Consider the following 23,506-nt stretch of genomic DNA (forward strand, 5'->3'; position numbering starts at 1 on the left):
GCGGTCAGCTCGCCGGGGTCCAGATGATCGCCTGTCCGCCCGCGCCGGTCATGGTCACGCTCAGTGTGGTGGCTGAGGCGAACGTCTGGGTGCTGACCACGGTGGGGGCGCGGGTGCTTCCGGCCGTTCCGTCGGCGTGGACGGTGGCGGTGTAACTGGTGCCGCTTCCGCAGCTACGGCGCTCAGGCGGTCAAGCTGCAGTTCCGCAAGGCCGGCACCAGCAACTACGGCACCGTCAATGGGAGTTCTGGAGATATCACGCATACGGAGTGCGTGATCCGCTGCTCGCCGCGTTGAGTTCTGGGGGGTCCTTGGGATCGTCTGGCCGCGCTGGCGACGTCCTGACCTGTGCTGGAGTAAGCGAGTAGGCCGGTCACGTGTCACGCGGCAGCTCTGTCTTAGCCCCCTTGGCCAAGATCAAGTGGCCCGGCAGTGGCCCGGAGGGCGAAGGAAGGGTATTGCGGTCAGCGTCGGCCCTCTCAGGTGGGTGGGAGTCAGCCGGGGGATCAGGAAGTGGATGAGCTCGAGATTGGGATCGGTGAGCGTGCCTGCTCCTGCTCCTCCGTTCACGTCGGACGGTGTTCGGCGCGGATGCCAACCACGCCCGGGCGGAGCGACGAGGGGTGTTGCGGCGTGCGGGGCCAGAGGTTTCTGGTTGGCGTCGCCGTCGGTCTCGCGGTGTGCTGTGCGGCGCGGATGCGGCGTCGGTGGTGATCAGGACGCGCGTCTTCGTGGGGGTGGTTAGCGCCTTTCGAGCACTGGATGGGTCCCGGGCATGGGACTCGTAAAGCACTGTGCCAGCCCCCACCGAACCCCCGGCCTCATGGCCGGGCGCTGGTGGGCGTACGAGTGTGATTCCGCGGTTGCCGAAGGCTCGTCTTGCGATGCCTGACAGCCGCTGGCATTGCTGTTCCGACTCCGGCCCCGTGGCTGATCAGGGGTTCTTTTCGGGGTGGATGAGATCGGCAAGTTCTCTTGCGTCGCGGAGCGCGGGGGCGAGCTGGGCAAGGGCGCGGAGCCGGATTGCGTAGGCGTGACGCTGGGTGTCCGTGCCATGCTCGGCGATGGCGTGGGCGAGTTGGCGGGCCTGCTCGGCATCGCCGCGGGCCACGGCGTACACCGTGGCGAAGAACGCCCCGGTGATGCCGGTGAGCAGGGCCGGGTGGGCGTTCAGGATGCGATGCAGGAGCGGGACGTCTGCGTGGTCGACGGCGGTGAAGGCCTGCTCGGTCGCGACGTCTCGGTCGGTGACGATCTCGTAGACCTGGTCGAAGGAGAGCGTGCCGGTGAGCTGCAGGATGGCGAGATGCAGGCGCGCGGTGGGCGCGTCTGTCCCGGTGAGCAGTGCCTGGACTTCGGGCGTGCGCAGCTCGCCGCTATGCGTATTGAGGAAGTGCTTGGAGTCCGCCCAGGTGGGAGTTGCGATCCACTCGTGGAACAGTTGACGTACTTCGTGGTCGCGCCGTCCACGGTCCAGGACGGTGTCAAGGCCCTCGGCGTCGACCTGGCTGAGGAAGTCGGTGAGGTCGTCGATGGCCGGGGTCTCGGGGAAGAGAGCTGCTGCCAGTTGCAGTTGATGGCGGAAGTCCGCTTGCCGGAGCCGGTCTTCATGCGCGTGGAGGAATGCTTCCGTGCTTAGCCAATCGGCGGCTTGGGCCCACTGGTTGAGAAGTGCCAGGACGTCGTCGGGCAGGGGGTCGACGGCCCAGTCAGGCAGCCGTGGATCTTGGATGCCGAGGCTCGTTGCGGTGCCCCGGACCTGTTGCCGGGCCCGTCTCAGGGGCGATGGGTCGCCGTCAGCACAGGCCAAAGCAGCATGGACGAGTTGCTCGACGGCAGGACCGACGTGAGCGTGTGTGGCGAGGTACCTAGCGTAGTGGGCGCGGAGTTCCGCTTGGGTAAGCGAGTTGAGTCCCAGGTCAGTGATGGCCTCATCCCAGGCGGCAGAGGCGACCCCGATCTCGCTCTGCTGGTTGGAGAGGTTGTTCAGGGAGGTGGCGAGGTTGGGGAGGTAGGCGGCGGGGCTGGCTTGGGCCAGGGTGCGGTAGTGGTCGACGGCTTCGGTGATGGAGGTCAGGGCTGTCTGGTGGTCCCCGGTCTCGCTCTGTCGGTTGGAGAGGTTGTTCAGGGAGGTGGCGAGGTCGGGGAGGTAGGCGGCTGGGCTGGCTTGGGCCAGGGGGCGGAGGATCTCGACGGCTTCGGTGATGGAGGTCAGGGCTGCCTGGTGGTCCCCGGTCTCGCTCTGTCGGTTGGAGAGGTTGTTCAGGGACATGGCGAGGTCGGGGAGGTAGGCGGCTGGGCTGGCTTGGGCCAGGGGGCGGAGGATCTCGACGGCTTCGGTGATGGAGGTCAGGGCTGCCTGCCGGTCCCCGGTCTCGCTCTGGCATGCGGAGAGGTTGTTCAGGGCGCCGGCGAGGTCGGGGAGGTAGGCGGCTGGGCTGGCTTGGGCCAGTGCGCGGTAGTGGTCGACGGCTTCGGTGATGGAGGTCAGGGCTGCCTGGTGGTCCCCGGTGTTGCTTTGGCATGCGGAGAGGTTGTTCAGGGAGGTGGCGAGGTTGGGGAGGTAGGCGGCGGGGCTGGCTTGGGCCAGGGTGCGGTAGTGGTCGACGGCTTCGGTGATGGAGGTCAGGGCTGCCTGGTGGTCCCCGGTCTCGCTCTGTCGGTTGGAGAGGTTGTTCAGGGAGGTGGCGAGGTTGGGGAGGTAGGCGGCGGGGCTGGCTTGGGCCAGGGTGCGGTAGTGGTCGACGGCTTCGGTGATGGAGGTCAGGGCTGCCTGCCGGTCCCCGGTGTTGCTTTGGCATGCGGAGAGGTTGTTCAGGGCGCCAGCGAGGTCGGGGAGGTAGGCGGCTGGGCTGGCTTGGGCCAGTGCGCGGCGGATCTCGACGGCTTCGGTGATGGAGGTCAGGGCTGCCTGCCGGTCCCCGGTCTTGCCCTGCCAGAGGGAGAGGTTGTTCAGGGAGGCGGCGAGGTCGGGGAGGTAGGCGGCGGGGCTGGCTTGGGCCAGTGCGCGGCGGATCTCGACGGCTTCGGTGATGGAGGTCAGGGCTGCCTGCCGGTCCCCGGTCTCGTCCTGGAAGACGGAGAGGTTGTTCAGGGCGCCGGCGAGGTCGGGGAGGTAGGCGGCGGGGCTGGCTTGGGCCAGTGCGCGGCGGATCTCGACGGCTTCGGTGATGGAGGTCAGGGCTGCCTGCCGGTCCCCGGTCTCGCTCTGGCATGCGGAGAGGTTGTTCAGGGAGGTGGCGAGGTCGGGGAGGTAGGCGGCGGGGCTGGCTTGGGCCAGGGTGCGGTAGTGGTCGACGGCTTCGGTGATGGAGGTCAGGGCTGCCTGCCGGTCCCCGGTCTTGCCCTGCCAGAGGGAGAGGTTGTTCAGGGAGGTGGCGAGGTCGGGGAGGTAGGCGGCTGGGCTGGCTTGGGCCAGTGCGCGGCGGATCTCGACGGCTTCGGTGATGGAGGTCAGGGCTGCCTGGTGGTCCCCGGTCTCGCTCTGCCAGAGGGAGAGGTTGTTCAGGGAGGCGGCGAGGTCGGGGAGGTAGGCGGCCTGGTTGGCCTGGGCCAGTGCGCGGTAGTGGTCGACGGCTTCGGTGATGGAGGTCAGGGCTGCCTGGTGGTCCCCGGTCTCGCTCTGTCGGTTGGAGAGGTTGTTCAGGGACATGGCGAGGTTGGGGAGGTAGGCGGCAGGGCTGGTCTGGGCCAGTGCGCGGTAGTGGTCGACGGCTTCGGTGATGGAGGTCAGGGCTGCCTGCCGGTCCCCGGTCTCGCTCTGGCATGCGGAGAGGTTGTTCAGGGCGCCGGCGAGGTTGGGGAGGTAGGCGGCGGGGCTGGCTTGGGCCAGTGCGCGGCGGATCTCGACGGCTTCGGTGATGGAGGTCAGGGCTGTCTGGTGGTCCCCGGTCTCGCTCTGTCGGTTGGAGAGGTTGTTCAGGGAGGTGGCGAGGTCGGGGAGGTAGGCGGCTGGGCTGGCTTGGGCCAGGGGGCGGAGGATCTCGACGGCTTCGGTGATGGAGGTCAGGGCTGCCTGGTGGTCCCCGGTCTCGCTCTGTCGGTTGGAGAGGTTGTTCAGGGACATGGCGAGGTCGGGGAGGTAGGCGGCTGGGCTGGCTTGGGCCAGGGGGCGGAGGATCTCGACGGCTTCGGTGATGGAGGTCAGGGCTGCCTGCCGGTCCCCGGTCTCGCTCTGGCATGCGGAGAGGTTGTTCAGGGCGCCGGCGAGGTCGGGGAGGTAGGCGGCTGGGCTGGCTTGGGCCAGTGCGCGGTAGTGGTCGACGGCTTCGGTGATGGAGGTCAGGGCTGCCTGGTGGTCCCCGGTGTTGCTTTGGCATGCGGAGAGGTTGTTCAGGGAGGTGGCGAGGTTGGGGAGGTAGGCGGCGGGGCTGGCTTGGGCCAGGGTGCGGTAGTGGTCGACGGCTTCGGTGATGGAGGTCAGGGCTGCCTGGTGGTCCCCGGTCTCGCTCTGTCGGTTGGAGAGGTTGTTCAGGGAGGTGGCGAGGTTGGGGAGGTAGGCGGCGGGGCTGGCTTGGGCCAGGGTGCGGTAGTGGTCGACGGCTTCGGTGATGGAGGTCAGGGCTGCCTGCCGGTCCCCGGTGTTGCTTTGGCATGCGGAGAGGTTGTTCAGGGCGCCAGCGAGGTCGGGGAGGTAGGCGGCTGGGCTGGCTTGGGCCAGTGCGCGGCGGATCTCGACGGCTTCGGTGATGGAGGTCAGGGCTGCCTGCCGGTCCCCGGTCTTGCCCTGCCAGAGGGAGAGGTTGTTCAGGGAGGCGGCGAGGTCGGGGAGGTAGGCGGCGGGGCTGGCTTGGGCCAGTGCGCGGCGGATCTCGACGGCTTCGGTGATGGAGGTCAGGGCTGCCTGCCGGTCCCCGGTCTCGTCCTGGAAGACGGAGAGGTTGTTCAGGGCGCCGGCGAGGTCGGGGAGGTAGGCGGCGGGGCTGGCTTGGGCCAGTGCGCGGCGGATCTCGACGGCTTCGGTGATGGAGGTCAGGGCTGCCTGCCGGTCCCCGGTCTCGCTCTGGCATGCGGAGAGGTTGTTCAGGGAGGTGGCGAGGTCGGGGAGGTAGGCGGCGGGGCTGGCTTGGGCCAGGGTGCGGTAGTGGTCGACGGCTTCGGTGATGGAGGTCAGGGCTGCCTGCCGGTCCCCGGTCTTGCCCTGCCAGAGGGAGAGGTTGTTCAGGGAGGTGGCGAGGTCGGGGAGGTAGGCGGCTGGGCTGGCTTGGGCCAGTGCGCGGCGGATCTCGACGGCTTCGGTGATGGAGGTCAGGGCTGCCTGGTGGTCCCCGGTCTCGCTCTGCCAGAGGGAGAGGTTGTTCAGGGAGGCGGCGAGGTCGGGGAGGTAGGCGGCCTGGTTGGCCTGGGCCAGTGCGCGGTAGTGGTCGACGGCTTCGGTGATGGAGGTCAGGGCTGCCTGGTGGTCCCCGGTCTCGCTCTGTCGGTTGGAGAGGTTGTTCAGGGACATGGCGAGGTTGGGGAGGTAGGCGGCAGGGCTGGTCTGGGCCAGTGCGCGGTAGTGGTCGACGGCTTCGGTGATGGAGGTCAGGGCTGCCTGCCGGTCCCCGGTCTCGCTCTGGCATGCGGAGAGGTTGTTCAGGGCGCCGGCGAGGTTGGGGAGGTAGGCGGCGGGGCTGGCTTGGGCCAGTGCGCGGCGGATCTCGACGGCTTCGGTGATGGAGGTCAGGGCTGTCTGGTGGTCCCCGGTCTCGCTCTGTCGGTTGGAGAGGTTGTTCAGGGAGGTGGCGAGGTCGGGGAGGTAGGCGGCTGGGCTGGCTTGGGCCAGGGGGCGGAGGATCTCGACGGCTTCGGTGATGGAGGTCAGGGCTGCCTGGTGGTCCCCGGTCTCGCTCTGTCGATTGGAGAGGTTGTTCAGGGCGCCGGCGAGGTCGGGGAGGTAGGCGGCGGGGCTGGCTTGGGCCAGGGTGCGGTAGTGGTCGACGGCTTCGGTGATGGAGGTCAGGGCTGCCTGCCGGTCCCCGGTGGCGGATTGGCGGCGGCTGATGCGTTGGAGCTGGTCCGCGAGTGTGGCGGGTTGGGTGGTGTCATCGGCCCGCAGGAGCGACAGGCGTCGAAGGTCGGTTTGCAGGCCGAGTTCGGGCAGGCCGAGCGCGGTGAAGGGGATGGCATCGGAGAGATCGTCTAGCCAGGGCACTGCAGGGGCGTTGTTGATGAGCTGTCCGAGGGCGGCCAGCGCGGTGCCGCCTTGTTCCGCGGCGATGCGGAGGACGAGGTGCCACCGGTTTGTGCTGGCGGTGACCCAGTCCGTCAGCATGTGTGTGGCGGTGGCGGGCTGGGCTGTGGCGGCGCGGTTGAGCTGGCGCAGGGCGGCCAGGAGAGGTTCGTCGTCGAGGCCGTTCAGGATACCGGCGAGCAGGTTCTCGTCGTCGTGGAGTTCGTGGAGGGTGAGGTGGTCGGCGATGGGGTCGGGGCGTAGGACGAGGGGTTCGCCGGGGCCGGGTTGCAGGCAGGTGGTCAGGGTGGTGCGGATGGTCTCGCGCCATTGGGCGTCGTCGCGGAGTTCGTCCACGGTGCGCAGTGCGGCAAGGATTTCTGTGCGTGTGGTGGGTGCGCGCAGGGTGAGGCTGGCTACGGCACGGTTGAGGACGTCCAGGGGAGCGTCCGCGTCTTTGGGGAGGCCCGCGATTCTTCTGTGGGTTTGGGCCCAGTAGGTGCGTTCGTGGGTGAGGACTTCTTCGTAGAGGTCTTCGCGTGTGGTGGGGAGTCGGTCGGGGCTGCGGGCGGCGAGCAGGGCCAGCAGGATGTAATCGAGGGTGGTCCAGTCGGTGGGTGCGGCGCGGTCGGCGGCTTGGAGGTCGAGTTCGTCGTCGGGGCCGTGGTGGAAGGCCTGGGCGGCGCGGCGGAAGATGGTGGCGCCGGCGGGGTGGTCGGGTGGCAGGTGCAGGGGGGTGCTTTCGCGGCAGAGGTGTCCGTCGCGGTTCCAGGCTTTGCGGAGGTTGGTGAGCCATTGGCCGTTGATGGCGCGTGCGGTCATGATGACGACGGCGGGTGCGGCGCCGCGTTCGGTGCGGCGTTTGAGGATGGCCAGGAGTTCCTCGGCGTCGGCGGTGCGGGCGTCGGCGTAGTCGAGGACGATGAGGGTGGGGGAGATGACGGTGCCCAGCCAGCCCCGTCCGGTGGCGTGTTCGCGTAGGTAGCCGGTGTACCAGCCCTCGCGGGTGGCCAGTTGGTGGGCGAGTTCCAGGGCGAGGCGGGTCTTGCCCGCCCCGCCGGCGCCGTGGATGACGGTGACGCCGGTGTAGGGCCCGGCGGCGATGGTGCGGCACCAGTGGGTGAGGATGGTCAGTTCGTCGCGGGCTTGGAAGGGCACGACCGCGTGTTCGGCGCGCAGTACCTGCAGGGGCCGGTGGACGTTCGGGTCCAGTTCCACATACGGCGGGCGTAGCGGGTTGTCCTCGGGGCGGTCGGCCGGGGTGTGGGTGTCCTGCTTGCGCCAGGTGCGGCCGATGTCGACGGCCAGGCGCCAAGTCCAGCCGGAGGCGTATCTGGCGCCCGCGCGTACAGCTTCGGCAAATGGGGCGTGGGCACCGCGGATGGGGGAGTTGGGCAGTGGGTGGGCGATGCCGACGGGGTCGAGCAGCAGCAGCGGCCGTGGGGGTGTGTCCACGTCCTGCTGGATGAGGTTCAGCCAGCCTTCTGGCGCGGTGTCCCATACGTCCGCATCTGGCGTCTGGGGGCCACCGGGGCGTGGGTTGCCGATCCATACTCCTAGCAGGGCGTGGGCGGCGCGGTCGGGCTCGGGTGGGTCGAGGATGAAGACGATCGGGTGCAGGCCGGCGTGGAGGCAGGCTCCGGCCATGATGAGGGCGAGGTCCAGGCAGGTGGCGTGCTTGGGGCACCACAGGACTTCGCCGGGATCGCGGATGACCTGGCGGTCCGGTTCGTCGGAGGGAGGCTCGTGGGAGTAGGTGATTCCTTGTGCGGCTAGTGCTTCGTAGATGGCCTGGGTCTGGGCGATGCGGCTGTTGGCCGGTGGGCCGGGCAGGTGCACCAGTGCGGCGACTTCGTCGGGCAGGACGTACTTGGCGAGCGCGGCGGGCTCGCCGTCCAGTGACCAGCGGGGCCAGGTGCTCATGGGGCCACCACCGCCACCGTGTCGGAGGCGTCCAGTTCACCGATGCCCGGCACGGCCTGCACTGCCACCTCGATGTCGTACAGTCCCGGCAGTTGGCCGGGGAGTTCGGTGACGTAGCTGCTTGTGGTCTCATCCCAGTCCAGCCGGACTTCCGCCACCGGCGCATCCGAGCTCTCGTCCGTGCGCATGGTCGCCCACAGTGCGAGCGAAGCCGGAGCTGAGGAGAGGTCCTCGGGCAGGTTGTCGCCCCGCAGGTGCACACGCAGCGGGACCGGTGCGCCTGTGCTGTGGAGTTCGTCCAGGTCCAGGCCGAGGGCTGCTTGCCGTTCGTCGCCGCGGGCGGCCAGCGATGTCTTCTTGGTTTCGTAGGCCTGTGCCAGGCCGGGGACCCAGTCGGCGGAGACGATCGGCCCGTGCCGGTCGCGGTCACGCCAGCCTGAGGTGTCGTGTCCGCTCATCTCCACCGGCACGGCTGAGAATGCGGGGACTGTGCCGTCCCCGTGATCGTTCTCCCAGCCCTCGAGGTCCAGCCATGTGGGCAGGCTCTTGTTCACGTTCAGCTTCTTGCCGTCCCAGATCGCCGAGCCCGCGGTGCCGTGGCTCCAGCCCAGTCGCGGTACCACCTGCGGCTCTGCTCCTGTACGGGGCATGTCCCGCCAGCCTTTTTCGATCTCCTGGTGCATCGCGAAGCCCGCCTCCGCCGAGGTGCCCAGTCCGGGCAGAGGGAGTTCGTGGGGGTAGCGGGCGGTGTCCGTGGTGGTGTCCCAGATCGCTGGGTAGCGGGGGAGCAGTTCCGCCACCGACGGCCACTGCCGCAGCAGGTTGCTCGCTCCGTCCAGCCGGATCCCCGCCACACGAACACCGTTGGTCAGCAGTTGCAGGGCTTTGGGGGCGCCGCGGTGCGGGGTGCCCAGGGTGATCAGGGCCCGGCACAGCGGCCAGCCCTCCATCGGACCGAGCCAGTACCGGGCGACCAGGCCGCCCATCGAATGGGCCAGCACGACCACCCGGCCCGCCTGCTCGGCCTCGCTGCAGTCTTTGAGTCGTTCGTGGACATCGGCTGCCAAGAGCTTGGCGGCATGTTCGACTCCAAGGCGGAAGTCGTAGGGGAACAACACCACGTTCGCATCCAGGTTGCGGTGGTCGGGATGCCCCATGTCCATGGTTACGCCGGGCAGGACCTGCAGGTTCTTCCACTGGCGTTCGTAGCCCGGCACCACGGTCCAGCCGGGCAGCAGCCGCTTCGAGCGGATCAGCCCCGTCGCCCTCAGCGGCTCGTCCACCGCCAGCCGTCCCGGCCGAGACAGCAGGCCGGCGATATCGCCGAACCCCGCGTCCCACACCGTCTTCGCAGGCTTCTTGCCCGCTGCCGGCCGCTCAAGCACGCTGCCGCCGATCCCCGGCAGCACGTACAGCAGATGCTTACGTTCCATCCCCGCCCCGTTTCCCCTTGGCCCGGCAACCGGGCCCGCCTGCCCCCACCTCGCGCACTCAGTGACGAATCGCTCACGGCTCGCGGTTGCGAGAGCAGCGGGTGTCGTCAGCAAGAACGGACCTACGCGTAATGGGAGTTCTGGGGATATCACGCATACGGAGCACGCGGCCTGACTTTGAGCGTGATTAGTCCGAATGGGTGGTCGAGGCATCAGCGGAAGGCCCCAGGAGTGGGCGGGGCAGGGCGGAACCGCCTTACGCCGGTAAGGCACTCCGCTGTGCGCGACTCGAAAAGGTAGACCGCTGGACGGCGATGACCTGCGCTGTCACGCTCCGGGGTGACCCCGTCGCTCGTCGCTCGTCCCGATCGACGGCCATTCAATGGCCAAGGTGGCCCGTTGGTGGCCCCGGTGGCCCGCAAGTGGCCGGAAGGACCGGGAGGGATCAGGAAAGAGTAGGACTGACCAAGATAGAAGACCGGATCTGACCTGCAGAAACGGGAAAGATAAGGAAGGATCGGGAAGATCGCGGACGATCGTCAAAGGACTCATAATCCGTCGGTCGTGGGTTCGAGTCCCACCCGCCCCACCTTTGCAGGGTCGTGACCTGCGGAAACGTTCATTTTTGGGTGTCGGATCGTCAACTTTGCCTGAACGGAGTGAATCCGCTGCGCGTGGGTTCGGAGTCGGGCGGTGCTCAGGGGAGCTCCAACCCGTCTGACCTGCGGCTGAGTAGATGATCGCGGGTGTCGCTCGCGTTCTGGGCGGCTGCCCTCAGGGCCGATGCCAGGCCCCAGGGGCCGTACAGGGGCCGGGAGGGCGCAGCCGTGTTCAGGCCGACGGTGTCTCCGGGGCGATTCGTCGAATGCCGAACCAACGGAGAGGGCGGCGCGGCTGCCGGTACGTCTGGTTCGCAGGGTGGGGACAAGGAAACCGCCCGAAGAGGAAACGGCCCTGCGGGGTCGCCGGCGGCCTATTTCCGAAGTTGTTCGCCCGGTGAGCCAGCGGGGCTCGCGCAGGAGGCCTGATCCGGCTGCCACTGCGAACAGGCATCCCCTCGCCGTGGACATGGCCCTCGGCGAACCATGAGCCGATCATGCCTGTGTGAGGACATCGCAGACGGTGAGTCAGTTCTGTCATGGGCCGTGGATCGCGGTCCTGCGCTAACGGTGCGGCCGTCGGCCGCCGCGCGGACGGCCGTGAAGAGCTCGTCGCGCGGGGCGTCCTTGAGTAGTTAACCTGCGCCCGCCTCGATGGTCGGCAGGGTGTCGGAGTCGGCGTCGAATCCGACAATGACGGGAACGACGTGGGGCCGTCCTTTCGGCGTGACGGTGGCGAGGCGGGCGAGGTTCTGGCCCCCGGGGAGCACGCTCTGCTTTCTCGCCGAACGCGGAGGCCGTCACGAGACTTCGGTGAGGCTGTCGAGCACGCGCGAGTCGAAGTACTCCTCGATCCGTGCCACGAGCCCGTCGGAGTCGATCTCCAGCCGCATCATTGCCGGCATCCGGAACCGGCCTCCGGAGTGGAGCACCGCGGTCAGCGTGTACTGCAGGAACGCCTGCGAGCCGACTGTCGTGATGCGTCGGTCTTCATAGGCCCGGCTCGTCGAGAGGGCACAGAGGTGACCGAGCATCGCAGCCATGGCATGGACGTCCTGCTCGATCTCGTCGAAGTTGTGCCAGGTGAGCGCGCCGGGCGCGAAGCAGCGGCGCACCTCGTCCATGTCGCCCTTCTCGATCGCCGCCAGCAAGGTGCTCACCACGCTGAAGTCCATGGGATCCGGTTCTTTGCCCGACATCTCTCTCCTCGGTTCTCTTGGCCGCGCGCCGCGGCCATGCGTCCTGATACTTGGGTCCAGCTCTTTATGGCTGGGGCTCAGCGCCGGGCCTCGGCCACCCGGCCTTTGCGGGCGCGCTCGGCGCGGTACCCGGCGAACCGCTGGAGTGCGGACGGATCGTCGATCGAGCCGCGGTCGGCGACCTGCTCGATCTCTGTGCCCTGCAGGATGCGCTTGACCGGGACCTCGAGCTTCTTGCCGGTGTTGGTGTCCGGGACCACGCCTTGATCCTTCTCTGCACCATGTCGATGGAGCGAGCGCCTCTGGTATGTCGTCAGACGGCCTTCAGGAGCCGACGGTGCGGCAGCGTGAGCCATGAGAACCTCCGGCGAAGGGTCTATGGGGCGATCAACTTCGACTCTTCGCCGGGGGCCCTTGTCTGGTCAGCTCACGCCGCGTTGGTGCATCTTTGCTGCTGCCTCAGTCGGTGAGCTGCATCTGCATCTGCAGTTGCAGCAGTTCCTCGACGTGCCGGATCTCGACGATCCGGCCGTCGACCACGCGCGCGAGATCGATGCCGGAGCAGGTCACGTCACGGCCGGTCGCGGGCAGTCCGAACCAAGGGCCGGTGTGGGTCGCTGTGATCACCCACTGGGAGACGACCCAGCCGTCGTCTGTCTCGGCCTGGTAGACGACCTCGTGGTGAGCGTTGGTGAACCCATCGCGCATGGCAGCGACCATGCCCTTCATCCCCTCGATCGCCGACGGAGCCCCTGGGGGCAGGTTGTGGTCGATGAGATCAGGCGAGACCAGGGTGTCCAGCGCAGCGATATCGCCCGCGTCGAAGGCGGCGAATACGCGAGTAGGGACATCGCGGGCGGAAGTGGGTTGGCTGTTCATCAGGGGCTTTCCTCTCTCCTCGGTGTGCCGGCTTTCGAGGTTGGTCACTGGGTGGGGTTGGGGTAGAAGGCGTTGATTTCGGCCAGGACGCGGTCGGGTGCTTCGTGGAGGAGGAAGTGTCCGGCGCCGGGGACGTCGGCGGAGGTGGCGTGGGGGGCGGCGTCCTGGAGGGGCGGCAGGACCATGTCGGCGAGGCCGGCCTGGGTGATCATGCGGACCGGGATGGTCAGCGGGGTTTCCTGGAGTTTGGTGTTGTCGGCCTCGTCCTGGGTCTCGGTCCGGTAGAGCTCGAAGCCGGCGTGCAGGACCTGGGGGCGGGAGAACAGCCGGACGAACTCGGCCAGTTCGTCGTCGGACACGTTCTCGCCGGCGGTCTTCATGCCCTGGAAGAAGTGGGTGAGGAAGGTCTCGACCCGGCCGGTGACCAGTTCCTCGGCGAGCGGATTCTGCTTGTTGAAGGAGAAGTGCCAGAACATCGATTCGATGGTGGCGAACTTCAGGTTCTTGCCGACCAGGCCGTAGTCCATGAGGAAGAGCCCCGCCACCTGCTCGCGGTACTGGGCAGCCAGTGGGTAGGCGACGCTGACGCCGAAGTCGTGGGCGACGATGTGTACGTTCTCGCGGTGGCCGAGGCGGTCGAGCAGCTTGTGGACGTAGGTGGCCAGGACCGCCTTGGTCCTGGAGGACGGGTTCCCGGTCGAGTCGCCCAGGCCCGGCAGGTCGATGGCGATGACGGTGCGGCCGGGCAGCAGCGAGGGCATGATCTGGCGGTACTCGTACCAGCTCTGCGGCCAGCCGTGCAGCAGCACCATGACCTGCGGGCCGTCGCCGCCGATGACGTAGTGCATCTGCACGTCGTCGATGGTGGTGAAGCCGTGCCGGAAGTGCTTGTTGAACTCGGCGTCGTCCTTGGTCGCCGCGTCGTAGCCGGGGCTGAGCGGCTCTTCCGACTCGACGGTTGCGGCGGTCGTGGAGGCTTTGGTGGAAGCGTTCATGCTGGTGGCACGTCCTTTGTCATAGGTGGGTGTCGTCGCGCGCGGCGGTGCGGCTGGAGGCCGGCGGCCTGTGCCGGTCGAGACCTCTGCGCCGAGCGCGAGCACTGGGATGTTCAGGTGGATTGCGGTCGCCTGAGGTGGGCGGTCAGACAGCGATGCCGCCGTCGACGTTCCAGCTGGTGCCGGTGATGAAGTGGGCTTCGGGGCCGGCGAGATAGGCGACGGCGCTGGCGATGTCGGCGGGCTCGGCGAAGTGGTCGAGCGGCATGAGCTGCTTCAGGGATTCCGCGTAGGGGCCGGAGTCAGGGGTCATGTCCGTAGCGGTGGGGCCGGGCTGCACGTTGTTGACGGTGATGCCGTGCGGACCGAGTTCGCGGGCCAGGCCCCGGGTGAGACCGGCGACGGCGGCCTTGGTCAGGGCGTAGACGGTTGCGCCGGGGAAGGGGACGCGGTCGACGATGACGCTGCCGATGGTGATGATGCGACCACCCGGGCCGAGGTGGGGAGCGGCGGCCTGCACGGCGCTGAACACGCCCCGGACGTTGACCGCGATCAAGCGGTCGAACTCCTCCAGCGGGAAGTCCTCGATCGGCGCGGCGTGGGAGACGCCGGCGTTGTTGACGAGGATGTCCAGTCCGCCGAAATGCTCCGTGGTGCGGCTGACCGCGGCCCTGACGGCTTCGTGGTCCGCGTTGTCCGCCTGCACGGCCAGGGCGCCCGTCGCCTCGGCCACGGCGTCGGCCTGGCCCTTGGCGCTGGCGTAGGTGAAGGCGACCTGGGCGCCGTCGGCGGTCAGACGGCGCACGATCCCGGCACCGATGCCCCGGGACCCGCCCGTGACCAGGGCGGTCTTGCCGTCGAGGGGCCGTACGCCGGACCGGGTGGTGCCGGGGGCGAGCTGGGTGCCCATAGGGGTCTCCGATTTCTTCAGCACTCCACTTACGAACCGAACCGCTCGGTTACTATATCCATGATGACACTAACCTGAGCAACCACGGGATTCCTTCCGTGGCGGCGAACTTTTCTCAAGGAGGCTTCGATGCCCAGCACGGGACGGCCCCGGTCCTTCGACACCGACGAGGCGCTGGAGGTGGCGATGCGGGTGTTCTGGGCCGAGGGTTACGAGGGTGCCTCGCTCGCCGCGCTGACCGAGGCCATGGGGATCAACCGGCGCAGCATCTACGCAGCCTTCGGCAACAAGGAGGAGCTGTTCCGCAAGGCCGTCGACCGCTATGTGCAGGGCCCGGGAGCCTTTGTGGCCCCGGCTCTTGAGCTGCCTACCGCCCGGCAGGTGGCCGAGGCGATGCTGCACGGAGCCGTGGACGCCCACACCGCGACCGGCTGCCCGCGCGGCTGCCTGCTGGTGCAGTCCGCGCTGGCCGCCGGCCCGGAAAGCGAACCGGTCCGCCGCGACCTGGCCGAACGCCGCGAGGCCGGAGTGGCCGCCCTGCGGAAACGGTTCGAACAAGCCCAGGCCGAGGGTGACCTGCCACTCACCGCCGACCCGGAAACCCTCGCCCGCTATGTGAACACCGTCGGGCAGGGCCTCGCCGTACAGGCCGCCGGCGGTGCCAGCCGAGAAGACATGCACCGCGTCGCCGACCAGGCACTCAGCACCTGGCCGAGTAACTGAAGCCTCGCGGCGCCGGCCGGCTGGACGGTCTGCGGGTGCGAACCGATCTGAGTGGTCTGACGGGTCCGGTCGTTGACCAGGTCGAGGCGGCGGGCGGGCAGGGTGCGCAGGTCGACGGCTATCTCGTCGCCAGGCCGCAGGTGACCAAGGTCTGGCGCATGCGTGCCTGGTCGGCGATGACGAACGCATCCTTCTCGGCCGTCTTGTCCTGGCCGCGATAGGCGGCCGACGCTTGGTGTACGGGCCTTCCCCGTGGAGCTGGGTTCAGAGTCGCGTCGCGGCGCTGGGGCGCCGCGACGCGATCGGGGTCCGGCGAGGGGCCGAGTCAGCGGAGCCGGCGCGGTGTCAGGCGCGTGGGAAGCCCTCGGCGTCGAGGCGGAAGACGAGCTCGGCCTCGTCGCGCTTGGTGGTGTGCAGGTCCCAGTAGAGGGGGGCGATCTGCTCGGGCTTGGCCGCCTCGACGCCGGGGATGACGGAGACGCCGATCGACGAGTCGATGCCGACGTGGGCGGCCTGGATGCCGGTACCGTCCAGCTCCTTGTGCAGGTTCATCGCCCAGTTGCGCAGCGCCGCGGCGGCGCCGTTGACGTTGGCGACCCGCGGGTCGGGCCAGATCGAGCCGGCGCCGGTGGTGTAGAGCAGGGTGCCCGCGCCGGTCTCCTGCATCGCCGGCAGTACCGCCTTGGTGGCAGCGATGGCTCCGTAGAGCTGGAAGTTCATCTCGAACTCCACATGAGACGGCTCGGTCTCGGCCGGAGCGGTCAGCTTTGTGACACCGAACGACCCCACCGGGGAGTACTCCAGGACGTCGATCCCGCCGAACCGCGCGGCGGCGTCCTTGAGCGCCTGGGCGAGCGCGTCGCGGTCGAGCACGTCCGCGGGGAACGCGGCGGCGGCGATGCCGTCGGCAGCGAGCTTGCCGACAAGACCGTCGAGCTTCTCGCGGTTACGGGAGATCAGGGCGACGTCGAAGCCCTGGGAGCCGAAGGTACGGGCGATGGCCAGGCCCAGCTGGGGGCCGGCTCCAACGATGGCGATGCTGGTCACAGCGATCCTTTCCAAAAGCTGGTCGAAGGAAGAAAGTCATCCGGATAGATCTATCCATATCAAGATCCGGATAGGCCGCTCCGGTTTACCGCTGTCACCGTACCACCAAAAATGGATAGGGCAATCCGATTGCTAGACTCCCCGGTATGACCCCTGCCGCCCAGCATCCCGACGGCCCCGCCGCCCAGCCCCTGCGCAGCGACGCCGAGCGCAACCGGGAGCGGATCACCGTCGCCGCGCGCAAGGTGTTCGCGCGTGACGGTCTGGGTGCCTCGATGGCCTCTGTGGCCCGTGAGGCGGGGGTGGGGATCGCCACCATGTTCCGCCGCTTCCCCACGAAGGAGGAGCTGGTCGACGCCGTCTTCATCGACCGCATGGACGCCTACGCCGATGCCGTCGCCGTCGCCCTGGAGGACCCCGACCCCTGGAACGGGTTCGTCGGCTACATCGAGACCGCCTGCGCGATGCAGGCCGCCGACAGCGGCTTCGCCGACGTCCTCATCACGACCTTCCCCACGGCCAAGGCCCTGGAGCGGCGCCGCAACGAGGCCTACGAGGGCATGGTGGAGCTCACCGGCCGGGCCAAGGCGACGGGCCGGCTGCGCGAGGACTTCGACTCCTCGGACCTGGTGCTGCTGCACATGGCCAACGCCGGTGTCGTCAACGCCACCGGCGACGCCGCCCCCGACGCCTGGCGCCGAGTCGTCGCCCTGTTCATCCAGTCCTTCGAGGCCCCCGCCCGCGGCACCCTGCCCGCCTCACCCGAGCATGACGCCCTCTACAGGGCCATGCTCCGCGCCGGTCCGGCCGCTGATGCGGCGCCGGATGCGGGTAACAACTGACCTGGAACTGGAGCTGTCTCGCGGTGCTCGACTCCTCGCCGTGCTCGCGGTGACGGGCGGGGCGGACGCGATGGTCCTCGCGCTGGGCGGGGTCGCCACCACCGACGGCGGCGCCGGCCTGCTGCAGTCCCTCGGTGCGATGCTTGCCCGGGAGGGCGGCACACCGATCGGTCCGGGCGGCGCAGGACTCGCCGCTCTCCGCACGGTCCACCTCGCCGAGGCCCACGCCGCTTTCGCGGGAGTCGACCTCGTCCTCGCCGCCGACGTGGACAACCCGCCGCTCGGGCCGGCGGGCACGGCCGCCGTCTACGGCCCCCAGAAGGGGGCGAGCGCGAACGACGTACGGGAACTGGACGGCGCGCTCGCCGGTTTCGTACGGCGATTGGCGGCGTCGGGAGCAGAGGCTCCGCCCGTACTGGGTGCGGAGCCTCTGCGCGGTGGAAGGGGAATCCCCTGTGCGGGGGTTCTATCCCCTTGGCTGGACTGGGCGGACGCGGCTGTTGCTGTAGAAGCCGTCTAACTCATCGACCCCCAGGGGCCATTGAGGGGCCACAAGGTCAGGAACAGACCAACAAGCACTGCACAGGGCTGACACAGATCAGCACGTCTGACCTGCAAGAACGGTGTGAATCGGCAATGATCGGCCACGGCCGCCAAGATCCTCAAAGGACTCATAATCCGTCGGTCGTGGGTTCGAGTCCCACCCGCCCCACTCCGGCAGGGCCCTGACCTGCGGAAACGTTCCTCGTGAGGTGTCGGATCGTCAACTTCGCCTGAACGGACTGAATCCGCTGCTCATGACTTTGGAGTCCGGCGGCACTCCAGGGAGCTCCAACCCCTCTGACCTGCGGCGGAGTAGGGGATCAAGGCTGTTGCCGGCCGTCCGGGATGGCTGTCCTGAGGCTCGACACCAAGATCCAGGGGCCGGACAGGGGCCGGGAGGACGCCTAGTGCTGTGACCGGGCCGGCAGGGCCGGGATGCCGAGGTCCCTACGCGACGTCCTTGCGGGTCGCGGCGAGGTAGCCGACGAAGGCCAGGATCGCGATCGTCCAGTACAGGGTGACCGGCCCGAGCCCCCATGCCAGGCCCCTGCGGTCGGAGGAGACCGCCATCCAGTCGGCGAACGACGCGCCCAGTGGCCGGGTCACGACGTACGCGGACCAGAAGGCCGCGATCGCGCCCAGCCCGAACCGTCGATGGGCAACCGCCGGTACGGCGATGGCCACGGCGAACATGAGGCCCGAGCCGAGATAGCCCAGGCCCAGTGTGGTGGCGGTCAGGTCCCCGGCCGCGGTGCCCAGCGCGAAGGTCGCGAGCACGGTGGCCCAGTAGAAGACCTCGCGGCGAGTGGTGTGGATGCTGTGGATGGACAGCGTCTTCTCGCATCCGTACCAGAGGGCGAAGACCACGCCGAGGGCCAGCAGGAAGAACGGGGTGGAGATCAGGTACGGAACGCCCAGCCCGACGTGCAGGATGTCGGCGGCCATGGTGCCGAAGACGCTGACCATGACGACGGCGGTCCAGTAGATCCAGGCCACGTACCGGCGGGCGGACAGCTGGACGGCCAGCGAGGCCGCTAGAGCGAGCCCGCCGAGGCCGACGGCCGGGACCGGGCCGAGCAGATGGGCCAGCCAGTCGGAGGCGGTCTCGCCCATGCCCGTGGTGAGCACCTTGATGATCCAGAAGTAGACCGTGACCTCCGGCACCTTGCTCATCGCGTGCCGGACGCTGCCCGAGGGGCTCTCGTACCCGAGTTGATCTGTCGCCATGGTCGGCAACCCTGGCACGGGATCCACCGTCCGTCCCAGGCGTTTTTGCCCCATGTTGACCTCTCTCACCACAGCTTTGCCGTTCCTTTCAACGCAGGCGGCAGTGTCCGGGACGGAACCTGTACGCAGCCTGAACACCCGGGCCGGACGGTGTGGGGCCGCGCGTGGACCCGGTGATACTGGCCGGGTGACCAACCACCGCGTCCTGGTCGTCGAGGACGACCACGGACTCCGCGACGTCCTCGCGCGCGGCCTGCGCGAGGAGCACTTCGACGTGCTCACCGCCGCCGACGGCGCGGGCGCCCTGCGCGCGGTGCGCGACCGGGTGGACGCGGTCGTCCTGGACATCGGACTGCCCGACTCCGACGGGCGGGACGTGTGCCAGGCGATGCGCGCCTGCGGCATCGACGCCCCGGTGGTCTTCCTCACCGCCCGCGACAACATCACCGACCGGCTCTCCGGGTTCTCCGCCGGCGGCGACGACTATCTGGCCAAGCCCTTCCACCTGGCCGAACTCGCGGCCCGGGTGCGTGCGGCCCTGCGCCGTGCCGGGCGGGAGCCGTCCGTCGAGATCGAGGAGCTGCGGCTGGATCCCGTCCGGCACCACCTGGAGGTCCGCGGCGTGCCCGTCGCGCTGACGCCCACCGAGTTCCGGCTGCTGGCCTGCCTGATGGCCGCCCCTGGCGCGGTGGTGCGGCGCCGGGCGCTGCTGCGGGCGGGCTGGCCGGAGGGCGCCCAGGTCAGCGACAACACCCTCGACCAGTACCTGGCCCGGCTGCGGCGCAAGCTGCGCGACGCGGACAGCCCGCGCGGCATCGACACCGTACGAGGCGTGGGCTACCGCTTCGCATGAAACGGCACCTCCCGCGCTTCCCCCGCCTCCTCCGAGCCGTCACCCTGCGCGGCCGGCTCGCGCTGCTCGCCCTGGTCACCACCGCTTTTGGGGTCGTGGTCCTGACTGCGGCCTTCAACCTGGCGCTCGCGGTGAAACTGCGCCAGCAGGCCGACGGCCTGCTGCGCACCCGGGCCTCGGCAGTGGCGGCCACCGTGGAGGCCCGCCCGGACGGCGCCCTCGTCGTCCATGAGCCGGCCGACGACCGTGCTCTGGACATCGGCGTCTGGATCTACCAGGGCCGCCGGTTGGTCGAAGGAACCACCGCCCCCGGCGAAGCCCACTCCGCCGCGGACAGGCTCGCCGGACATGGCCGCGCCTTCGCCCGGACCGGCGAGCCGTACGCCTCGCGGCTGTATGCCCTGCCCATCCGGTACGGCGGCAGACAGGTCGGCACCGTCGTCGCCTCCGTCGGCCTCGACCCCTACCGCAGCACCGCCGACACCGCCCTGGCCGGGTCCGTCGGCCTCGGCCTGCTGCTGCTCGGCGGCATATATCTGGTCACCCGTACGCTCGTCGGCCGGGCCCTGCGGCCGGTCGCCGAGATGAGCGCCCAGGCCTCCCGCTGGAGCGAGCGCGGGGCGGCCGAACGCTTCGGCCCCGCCTCCCGCCCCGCCGAGCTGGCCTCGCTCGCCGCCAGTCTCGACGAACTCCTCGACCGGCTGGCCGCCGTCCTGCGGCACGAACAGCAGCAGTCCGCCGAGCTCTCCCACGAACTGCGCACCCCACTGGCCCGCATCACCGCCGAGACCGACTGGCTGACCGCCCGTCCCCGCACCCCGGCCCAGCAGCGCACCTCCCATGAGGCCATCGCCGCATCGGCCGCCGGGATGCAGCGGATCTGCGAGAGCCTGCTGTCCGAGGCCCGCACCCGCAACGGCCAGACCCGTCTTGATGATCCAGAAGTACAGCGTGACTTCGGGAACCTTGCTCAGCATCTGACGGCTCCGGGGCACGGCCCCGAGCTCATCGGTATGGGTCACCGTCACCGCCTTTCGAAGTCGGCGGCCGCCGACACTCGGCGAGGCGCCCAGCTCACCGAGGTGGGTCAGGGGGGACCGGTGGTGCTCGTGCAAGTCCGCGACCACGTCCATGATCAGGAGATCCTACCGAGATTTGTCAGTGAGCCACGGAGACGGGACAGAGGTGAAATACGGACCGGCCCGTTTCCCCGGAGCCAGTCGAAAGACCGAAACCGTGCCCGGGCCGACGTCACCAACGGGACTGGCCTGCGCTGCCTGCCTCGTGCTTCGTTTGAGTGATGCTCTAGGCAGCCGGGACTGAACAAATCCCCAGCATGTGAGGTTTCTTCACCGTCATCCGGCGCCAGTGTTACGTGCGCTGCGGGCGTGAGCAGTTCGGGATCATGCAGTGCGTGGCGTCGGTGGAACGTCCCGTGGTCCCGTGCGTCCCGGGTTCAAGCCCCCGATCAATTTCCGTGAACTGCATCCAAGAGGCGTTCACGCCGGATTCGGCTGAAGCGGGGTGGATGCGGATGACGCAATGCGGAACGACCACACGGCGGGCTGGTGGTCGTCGTGGACGGGTGTCCGGGTGACCCGGCGGTCGCCACGGGTGGCCGGCTGACCGGCGACACCTACCCGGAACAAGGGAAAGAAGGCACTGATGCAGGCAGGTCTGCCGTTGACCGCTGTGACCGAGCCGGACCGAGACACCTCGCCATGGCTGTACGTCCCAGGCGGGCGGGCCATGGCAGGGGCCGCACGACGGGTAACCAAGCCAGCCTGTGCGGCGGGGTTCGCTTCGGGATCCGCCGCCCGCCGAACGGCTCCGCGAGAACAGCGCGCGGGCCGTGGTCTCCGCGCCGGCCGCCCGGCTGGGGCGTTGCTGTGATCCCGGCCCAGAGTGCGCGGACTGTCAGGGCCGTGCGGGCCGTGGTCGTCGGAGCGGGGTTCTCCGGGATCGGCGCCGCCGTCCGGCTTCGCGAAGCCGGATTCAACGATGTGCTCGTTCTGGAGAAGGGAACGCAACTCGGCGGCACCTGGAGGGAGAACACCTACCCGGGATGTGCCTGTGATGTGCCTTCTACGCTCTACAGCTACTCCTTCACCCCGGATGCCGCCTGGAGCAGGGTTTTCGCCGGGCAGCGGGAGATCCTGGCCTATCTGCGGGCGACAGCCGAGCGGTACCGGCTCGATGACATGCTGCGCTGCCGTGTGCAGGTGCTCGGGGCCCGGTGGGACGGGGCGGCCGGCCGCTGGCTGCTGGAGACCAGCGACGGGCCCTACAGTGCGGCGGTACTGGTCCTGGCGACCGGCCCGTGGCACGTCCCGCGCCGCCTGGAGGTCCCCGGGATCGAGGACTTCAACGGTCCCACGTTCCATACCGCCCGGTGGGACCACAGCGTCGACTTGGCCGGGCGGCGGGTGACCGTGGTGGGGAGCGGAGCCTCCGCCGTCCAGATCGTCCCGGCTATCGAAGCCCAGACTTCGGCCGTAAACCTCTTCCAGCGCACCGCCCAGTGGGTGCTGCCCAAGCCCGATGTGCCGGTACCGGCGGCGTTCAACGGGCTTCTGGACCGCGTACCCGGTGCGCGCGGCGCTCTGCGCGCCGGTCAGTACGCCCTGCAGGAGGGATTTGGCTACGCCTTCCGCCACCCTCGGGCCGCCCGCCTCCTCGAGGCGGGCGCCCGCGCTCACCTGCAGCTCGCGGTCCGCGACCGGCAGCTACGCCGGCAACTGACACCGGATCACCAGTTGGGCTGCAAGCGCCTTCTGACGTCCAGCACCTTCTACCGGGCCCTGTCTCAGCCGCACGTCCGACTGCATCCCACCGCTGTGACCGCCGTACGCGGCAACGAGGTCGTCGGCGCCGACGGCACCACCGTCGAGACCGACGTGCTCATCGAGGCCACGGGCTTTCGCGTCGGTGAGCTGCCGCTGTCCAAGACCCTGTACGGCACGGACGGCCGGACACTCGACGAAGCCTGGGGCGGTGAACCGCAGGCGTACCTAGGCACCACCGCGAGCGGCTTCCCCAACCTCTTCCTGCTATTGGGGCCCAACCTGCTCGGCGGCTCCACCTCCGCGATCAAGGTCCTGGAAGCGCAGCTGACGTACCTCATCGCCGCCTTGGCCCACCTCGACCGAAGCGGCCACCGTGCCCTGGACGTTCGGTCGGCCGCACAGGCCGCGCACAACACCGCCGTTCAGGAGGCGCTCGCGACCACGGTCTACAACGCGGGCGGCTGCACCAGCTACTACTTCACCTCCACCGGGCGGAACATCTTCGCCTGGCCGTGGTCCACCGGGCGGCTCGTGCGCCGGCTGAGCCGATTCGACGCCGAGGCCTACACCTCCGATGCACCGGCCTGGCCCCTTTCCCTGCCCGCTCAGGCAAGGCCCCAGCCTGGGGAGCCCACGGTAGCCGCGAACGCAGACGAGTGCGGGCCGGCTCCCGGCTAGCCTCGCCCTTTCATGAGCCTGTTTGGCCGGGCTGACCTGGCCAGGCGATATAGCGCGGTAGCCGTCCACTTCCACCACCTGCTGGTAGATCCCAGCGCGCTCCAGGGCCGCCTGAGGCTGGGGGACCAGGTCGAGTCGCGCGGCGAGGCGCATCAAGGCGTGCATGAGGAGCTTCCCGCTGATCGCCGGCTCCGAGGCCGGCACGCTTTACATGAGCCAGGACGCCATCGGGAGGGCGAAGGAGCCGAAGGAGCTCTTCATCCTCGACGGTGCCAGCCACATCGACCTGTACTGGAAGCCCGAGTGCGTTCCGCAGGTCGCCTTGGACACCGGCGAGCGTCCGAAGTATCCGGCGGCAGTCGGTCCGGCGCTAGCGGGCGATGCCCTCACTCACGCCGACCACCTGGCCGGGCTTGTCGTCGATGAAGGTGGCTCCGCCGTCGAGGTGCAGGGCCTTGGCGCAGGCCCGTGGCGTGGCGGTGGTCGTGGTCGCACCCCAACGACCGCCCGGCGCGGTTGACGTACGCCGGCCGGAGCAGCGCGCTGTCACCGCGGCCTTGATACGGGTGCGGAAGACACTCCCGTGCTCGGCGGGCACGATCTCGTCGACGTTGTTGTGGATGTCGAGCAGGGGGACGGCCAGGCCCTGGCCGGTGGTCGAGGTCCGCCGCCGTGGGCGAGGGCCTGTGGGTCGCCTTCGCCCCTGGCCGCTCCCCCG

At 69.2% G+C, this 23,506-nt stretch carries 16 protein-coding genes and 2 pseudogenes; 7 read left to right on the plus strand and 11 right to left on the minus strand.

The window, feature by feature from the left end:
• Positions 1 to 934: 934 nt before the first annotated feature.
• From OG607_RS30865 to OG607_RS30900, 8 genes and pseudogenes are all read right to left on the minus strand, one after another.
• Positions 935 to 8,074 carry a hypothetical protein gene (locus OG607_RS30865; protein ID WP_405730447.1) on the minus strand — a complete coding sequence of 2,380 codons (7,140 nt, stop codon included), beginning with the start codon at positions 8,072 to 8,074 and terminating at the stop codon, positions 935 to 937.
• On the minus strand, positions 8,071 to 9,507 hold the full coding sequence (locus OG607_RS30870; RefSeq protein WP_405730449.1) for an esterase/lipase family protein: 1,437 nt from the start codon (positions 9,505 to 9,507) through the stop codon (positions 8,071 to 8,073). Before OG607_RS30870 ends, OG607_RS30865 begins: the two co-directional genes overlap by 4 nt.
• Before the next feature lie 1,165 nt (positions 9,508 to 10,672).
• Positions 10,673 to 10,873 (minus strand): annotated as a pseudogene (locus OG607_RS30875) (pyridoxamine 5'-phosphate oxidase family protein); the annotation flags it as partial.
• A 33-nt stretch (positions 10,874 to 10,906) separates the two neighbouring features.
• Positions 10,907 to 11,281, minus strand: coding sequence for a nuclear transport factor 2 family protein (locus OG607_RS30880; protein WP_405730451.1), 375 nt, complete (start codon positions 11,279 to 11,281; stop codon positions 10,907 to 10,909).
• Positions 11,282 to 11,382: 101 nt separating this feature from the next.
• The gene (locus OG607_RS30885) at positions 11,383 to 11,565 is read right to left on the minus strand and encodes a hypothetical protein (protein ID WP_405730453.1); all 183 of its coding nucleotides are present in this window, start codon (positions 11,563 to 11,565) and stop codon (positions 11,383 to 11,385) included.
• A gap of 199 nt (positions 11,566 to 11,764) precedes the next feature.
• The gene (locus OG607_RS30890) at positions 11,765 to 12,232 is read right to left on the minus strand and encodes an ester cyclase (protein ID WP_405730455.1); all 468 of its coding nucleotides are present in this window, start codon (positions 12,230 to 12,232) and stop codon (positions 11,765 to 11,767) included.
• Complete coding sequence (locus tag OG607_RS30895; protein WP_405730457.1) at positions 12,229 to 13,179, minus strand: alpha/beta fold hydrolase; 951 nt, start codon at positions 13,177 to 13,179, stop codon at positions 12,229 to 12,231. Before OG607_RS30895 ends, OG607_RS30890 begins: the two co-directional genes overlap by 4 nt.
• 145 nt (positions 13,180 to 13,324) lie before the next feature.
• A complete protein-coding gene (locus OG607_RS30900) occupies positions 13,325 to 14,089 on the minus strand; it encodes a 3-oxoacyl-ACP reductase family protein (protein ID WP_405730460.1) in 765 nt (254 codons plus the stop codon).
• A gap of 129 nt (positions 14,090 to 14,218) precedes the next feature.
• Between OG607_RS30900 and OG607_RS30905 the strand changes: the two genes are divergently transcribed.
• Positions 14,219 to 14,812 carry a TetR/AcrR family transcriptional regulator gene (locus OG607_RS30905; RefSeq protein ID WP_405730462.1) on the plus strand — a complete coding sequence of 198 codons (594 nt, stop codon included), beginning with the start codon at positions 14,219 to 14,221 and terminating at the stop codon, positions 14,810 to 14,812.
• 59 nt (positions 14,813 to 14,871) lie between these two features.
• Here the strand turns inward: OG607_RS30905 and OG607_RS30910 are convergent.
• Positions 14,872 to 15,062: pseudogene (locus OG607_RS30910) on the minus strand (transposase); the annotation flags it as partial.
• A 95-nt stretch (positions 15,063 to 15,157) separates the two neighbouring features.
• A complete protein-coding gene (locus tag OG607_RS30915; RefSeq protein WP_405730464.1) occupies positions 15,158 to 15,859 on the minus strand; it encodes an SDR family NAD(P)-dependent oxidoreductase in 702 nt (233 codons plus the stop codon).
• A 146-nt stretch (positions 15,860 to 16,005) separates the two neighbouring features.
• Between OG607_RS30915 and OG607_RS30920 the strand changes: the two genes are divergently transcribed.
• Together OG607_RS30920 and OG607_RS30925 are read left to right on the plus strand one after the other, a co-directional pair.
• Positions 16,006 to 16,701: a TetR/AcrR family transcriptional regulator gene (locus OG607_RS30920; protein ID WP_405730466.1), complete on the plus strand. Its 696-nt coding sequence runs from the start codon at positions 16,006 to 16,008 to the stop codon at positions 16,699 to 16,701.
• Positions 16,685 to 17,221: a glycerate kinase gene (locus OG607_RS30925; protein ID WP_405730468.1), complete on the plus strand. Its 537-nt coding sequence runs from the start codon at positions 16,685 to 16,687 to the stop codon at positions 17,219 to 17,221. The genes OG607_RS30920 and OG607_RS30925 overlap by 17 nt, the downstream gene beginning before the upstream one ends.
• A 470-nt stretch (positions 17,222 to 17,691) precedes the next feature.
• Here the strand turns inward: OG607_RS30925 and OG607_RS30930 are convergent, their stop codons facing one another.
• The gene (locus tag OG607_RS30930; protein WP_405730470.1) at positions 17,692 to 18,471 is read right to left on the minus strand and encodes a hypothetical protein; all 780 of its coding nucleotides are present in this window, start codon (positions 18,469 to 18,471) and stop codon (positions 17,692 to 17,694) included.
• A 187-nt stretch (positions 18,472 to 18,658) separates the two neighbouring features.
• Here OG607_RS30930 and OG607_RS30935 point away from each other — a divergent pair, with 187 nt between their 5' ends.
• The 4 genes from OG607_RS30935 to OG607_RS30950 all read left to right on the plus strand — a co-directional run bounded on the left by OG607_RS30935 (position 18,659) and on the right by OG607_RS30950 (position 23,308).
• Positions 18,659 to 19,324 carry a response regulator transcription factor gene (locus tag OG607_RS30935; protein WP_405730472.1) on the plus strand — a complete coding sequence of 222 codons (666 nt, stop codon included), beginning with the start codon at positions 18,659 to 18,661 and terminating at the stop codon, positions 19,322 to 19,324.
• The gene (locus tag OG607_RS30940; protein WP_405730474.1) at positions 19,321 to 20,625 is read left to right on the plus strand and encodes a histidine kinase dimerization/phospho-acceptor domain-containing protein; all 1,305 of its coding nucleotides are present in this window, start codon (positions 19,321 to 19,323) and stop codon (positions 20,623 to 20,625) included. The genes OG607_RS30935 and OG607_RS30940 overlap by 4 nt, the downstream gene beginning before the upstream one ends.
• 624 nt (positions 20,626 to 21,249) lie before the next feature.
• Positions 21,250 to 22,788, plus strand: a complete 1,539-nt coding sequence (locus OG607_RS30945; RefSeq protein WP_405730476.1) for a flavin-containing monooxygenase — start codon at positions 21,250 to 21,252, stop codon at positions 22,786 to 22,788.
• Positions 22,789 to 22,951: 163 nt separating this feature from the next.
• A complete protein-coding gene (locus OG607_RS30950; RefSeq protein ID WP_405730478.1) occupies positions 22,952 to 23,308 on the plus strand; it encodes a hypothetical protein in 357 nt (118 codons plus the stop codon).
• Positions 23,309 to 23,506 lie beyond the last annotated feature (198 nt).

This window comes from Streptomyces sp. NBC_01537 (genome assembly GCF_045040445.1).
GTDB lineage: Bacteria > Actinomycetota > Actinomycetes > Streptomycetales > Streptomycetaceae > Actinacidiphila.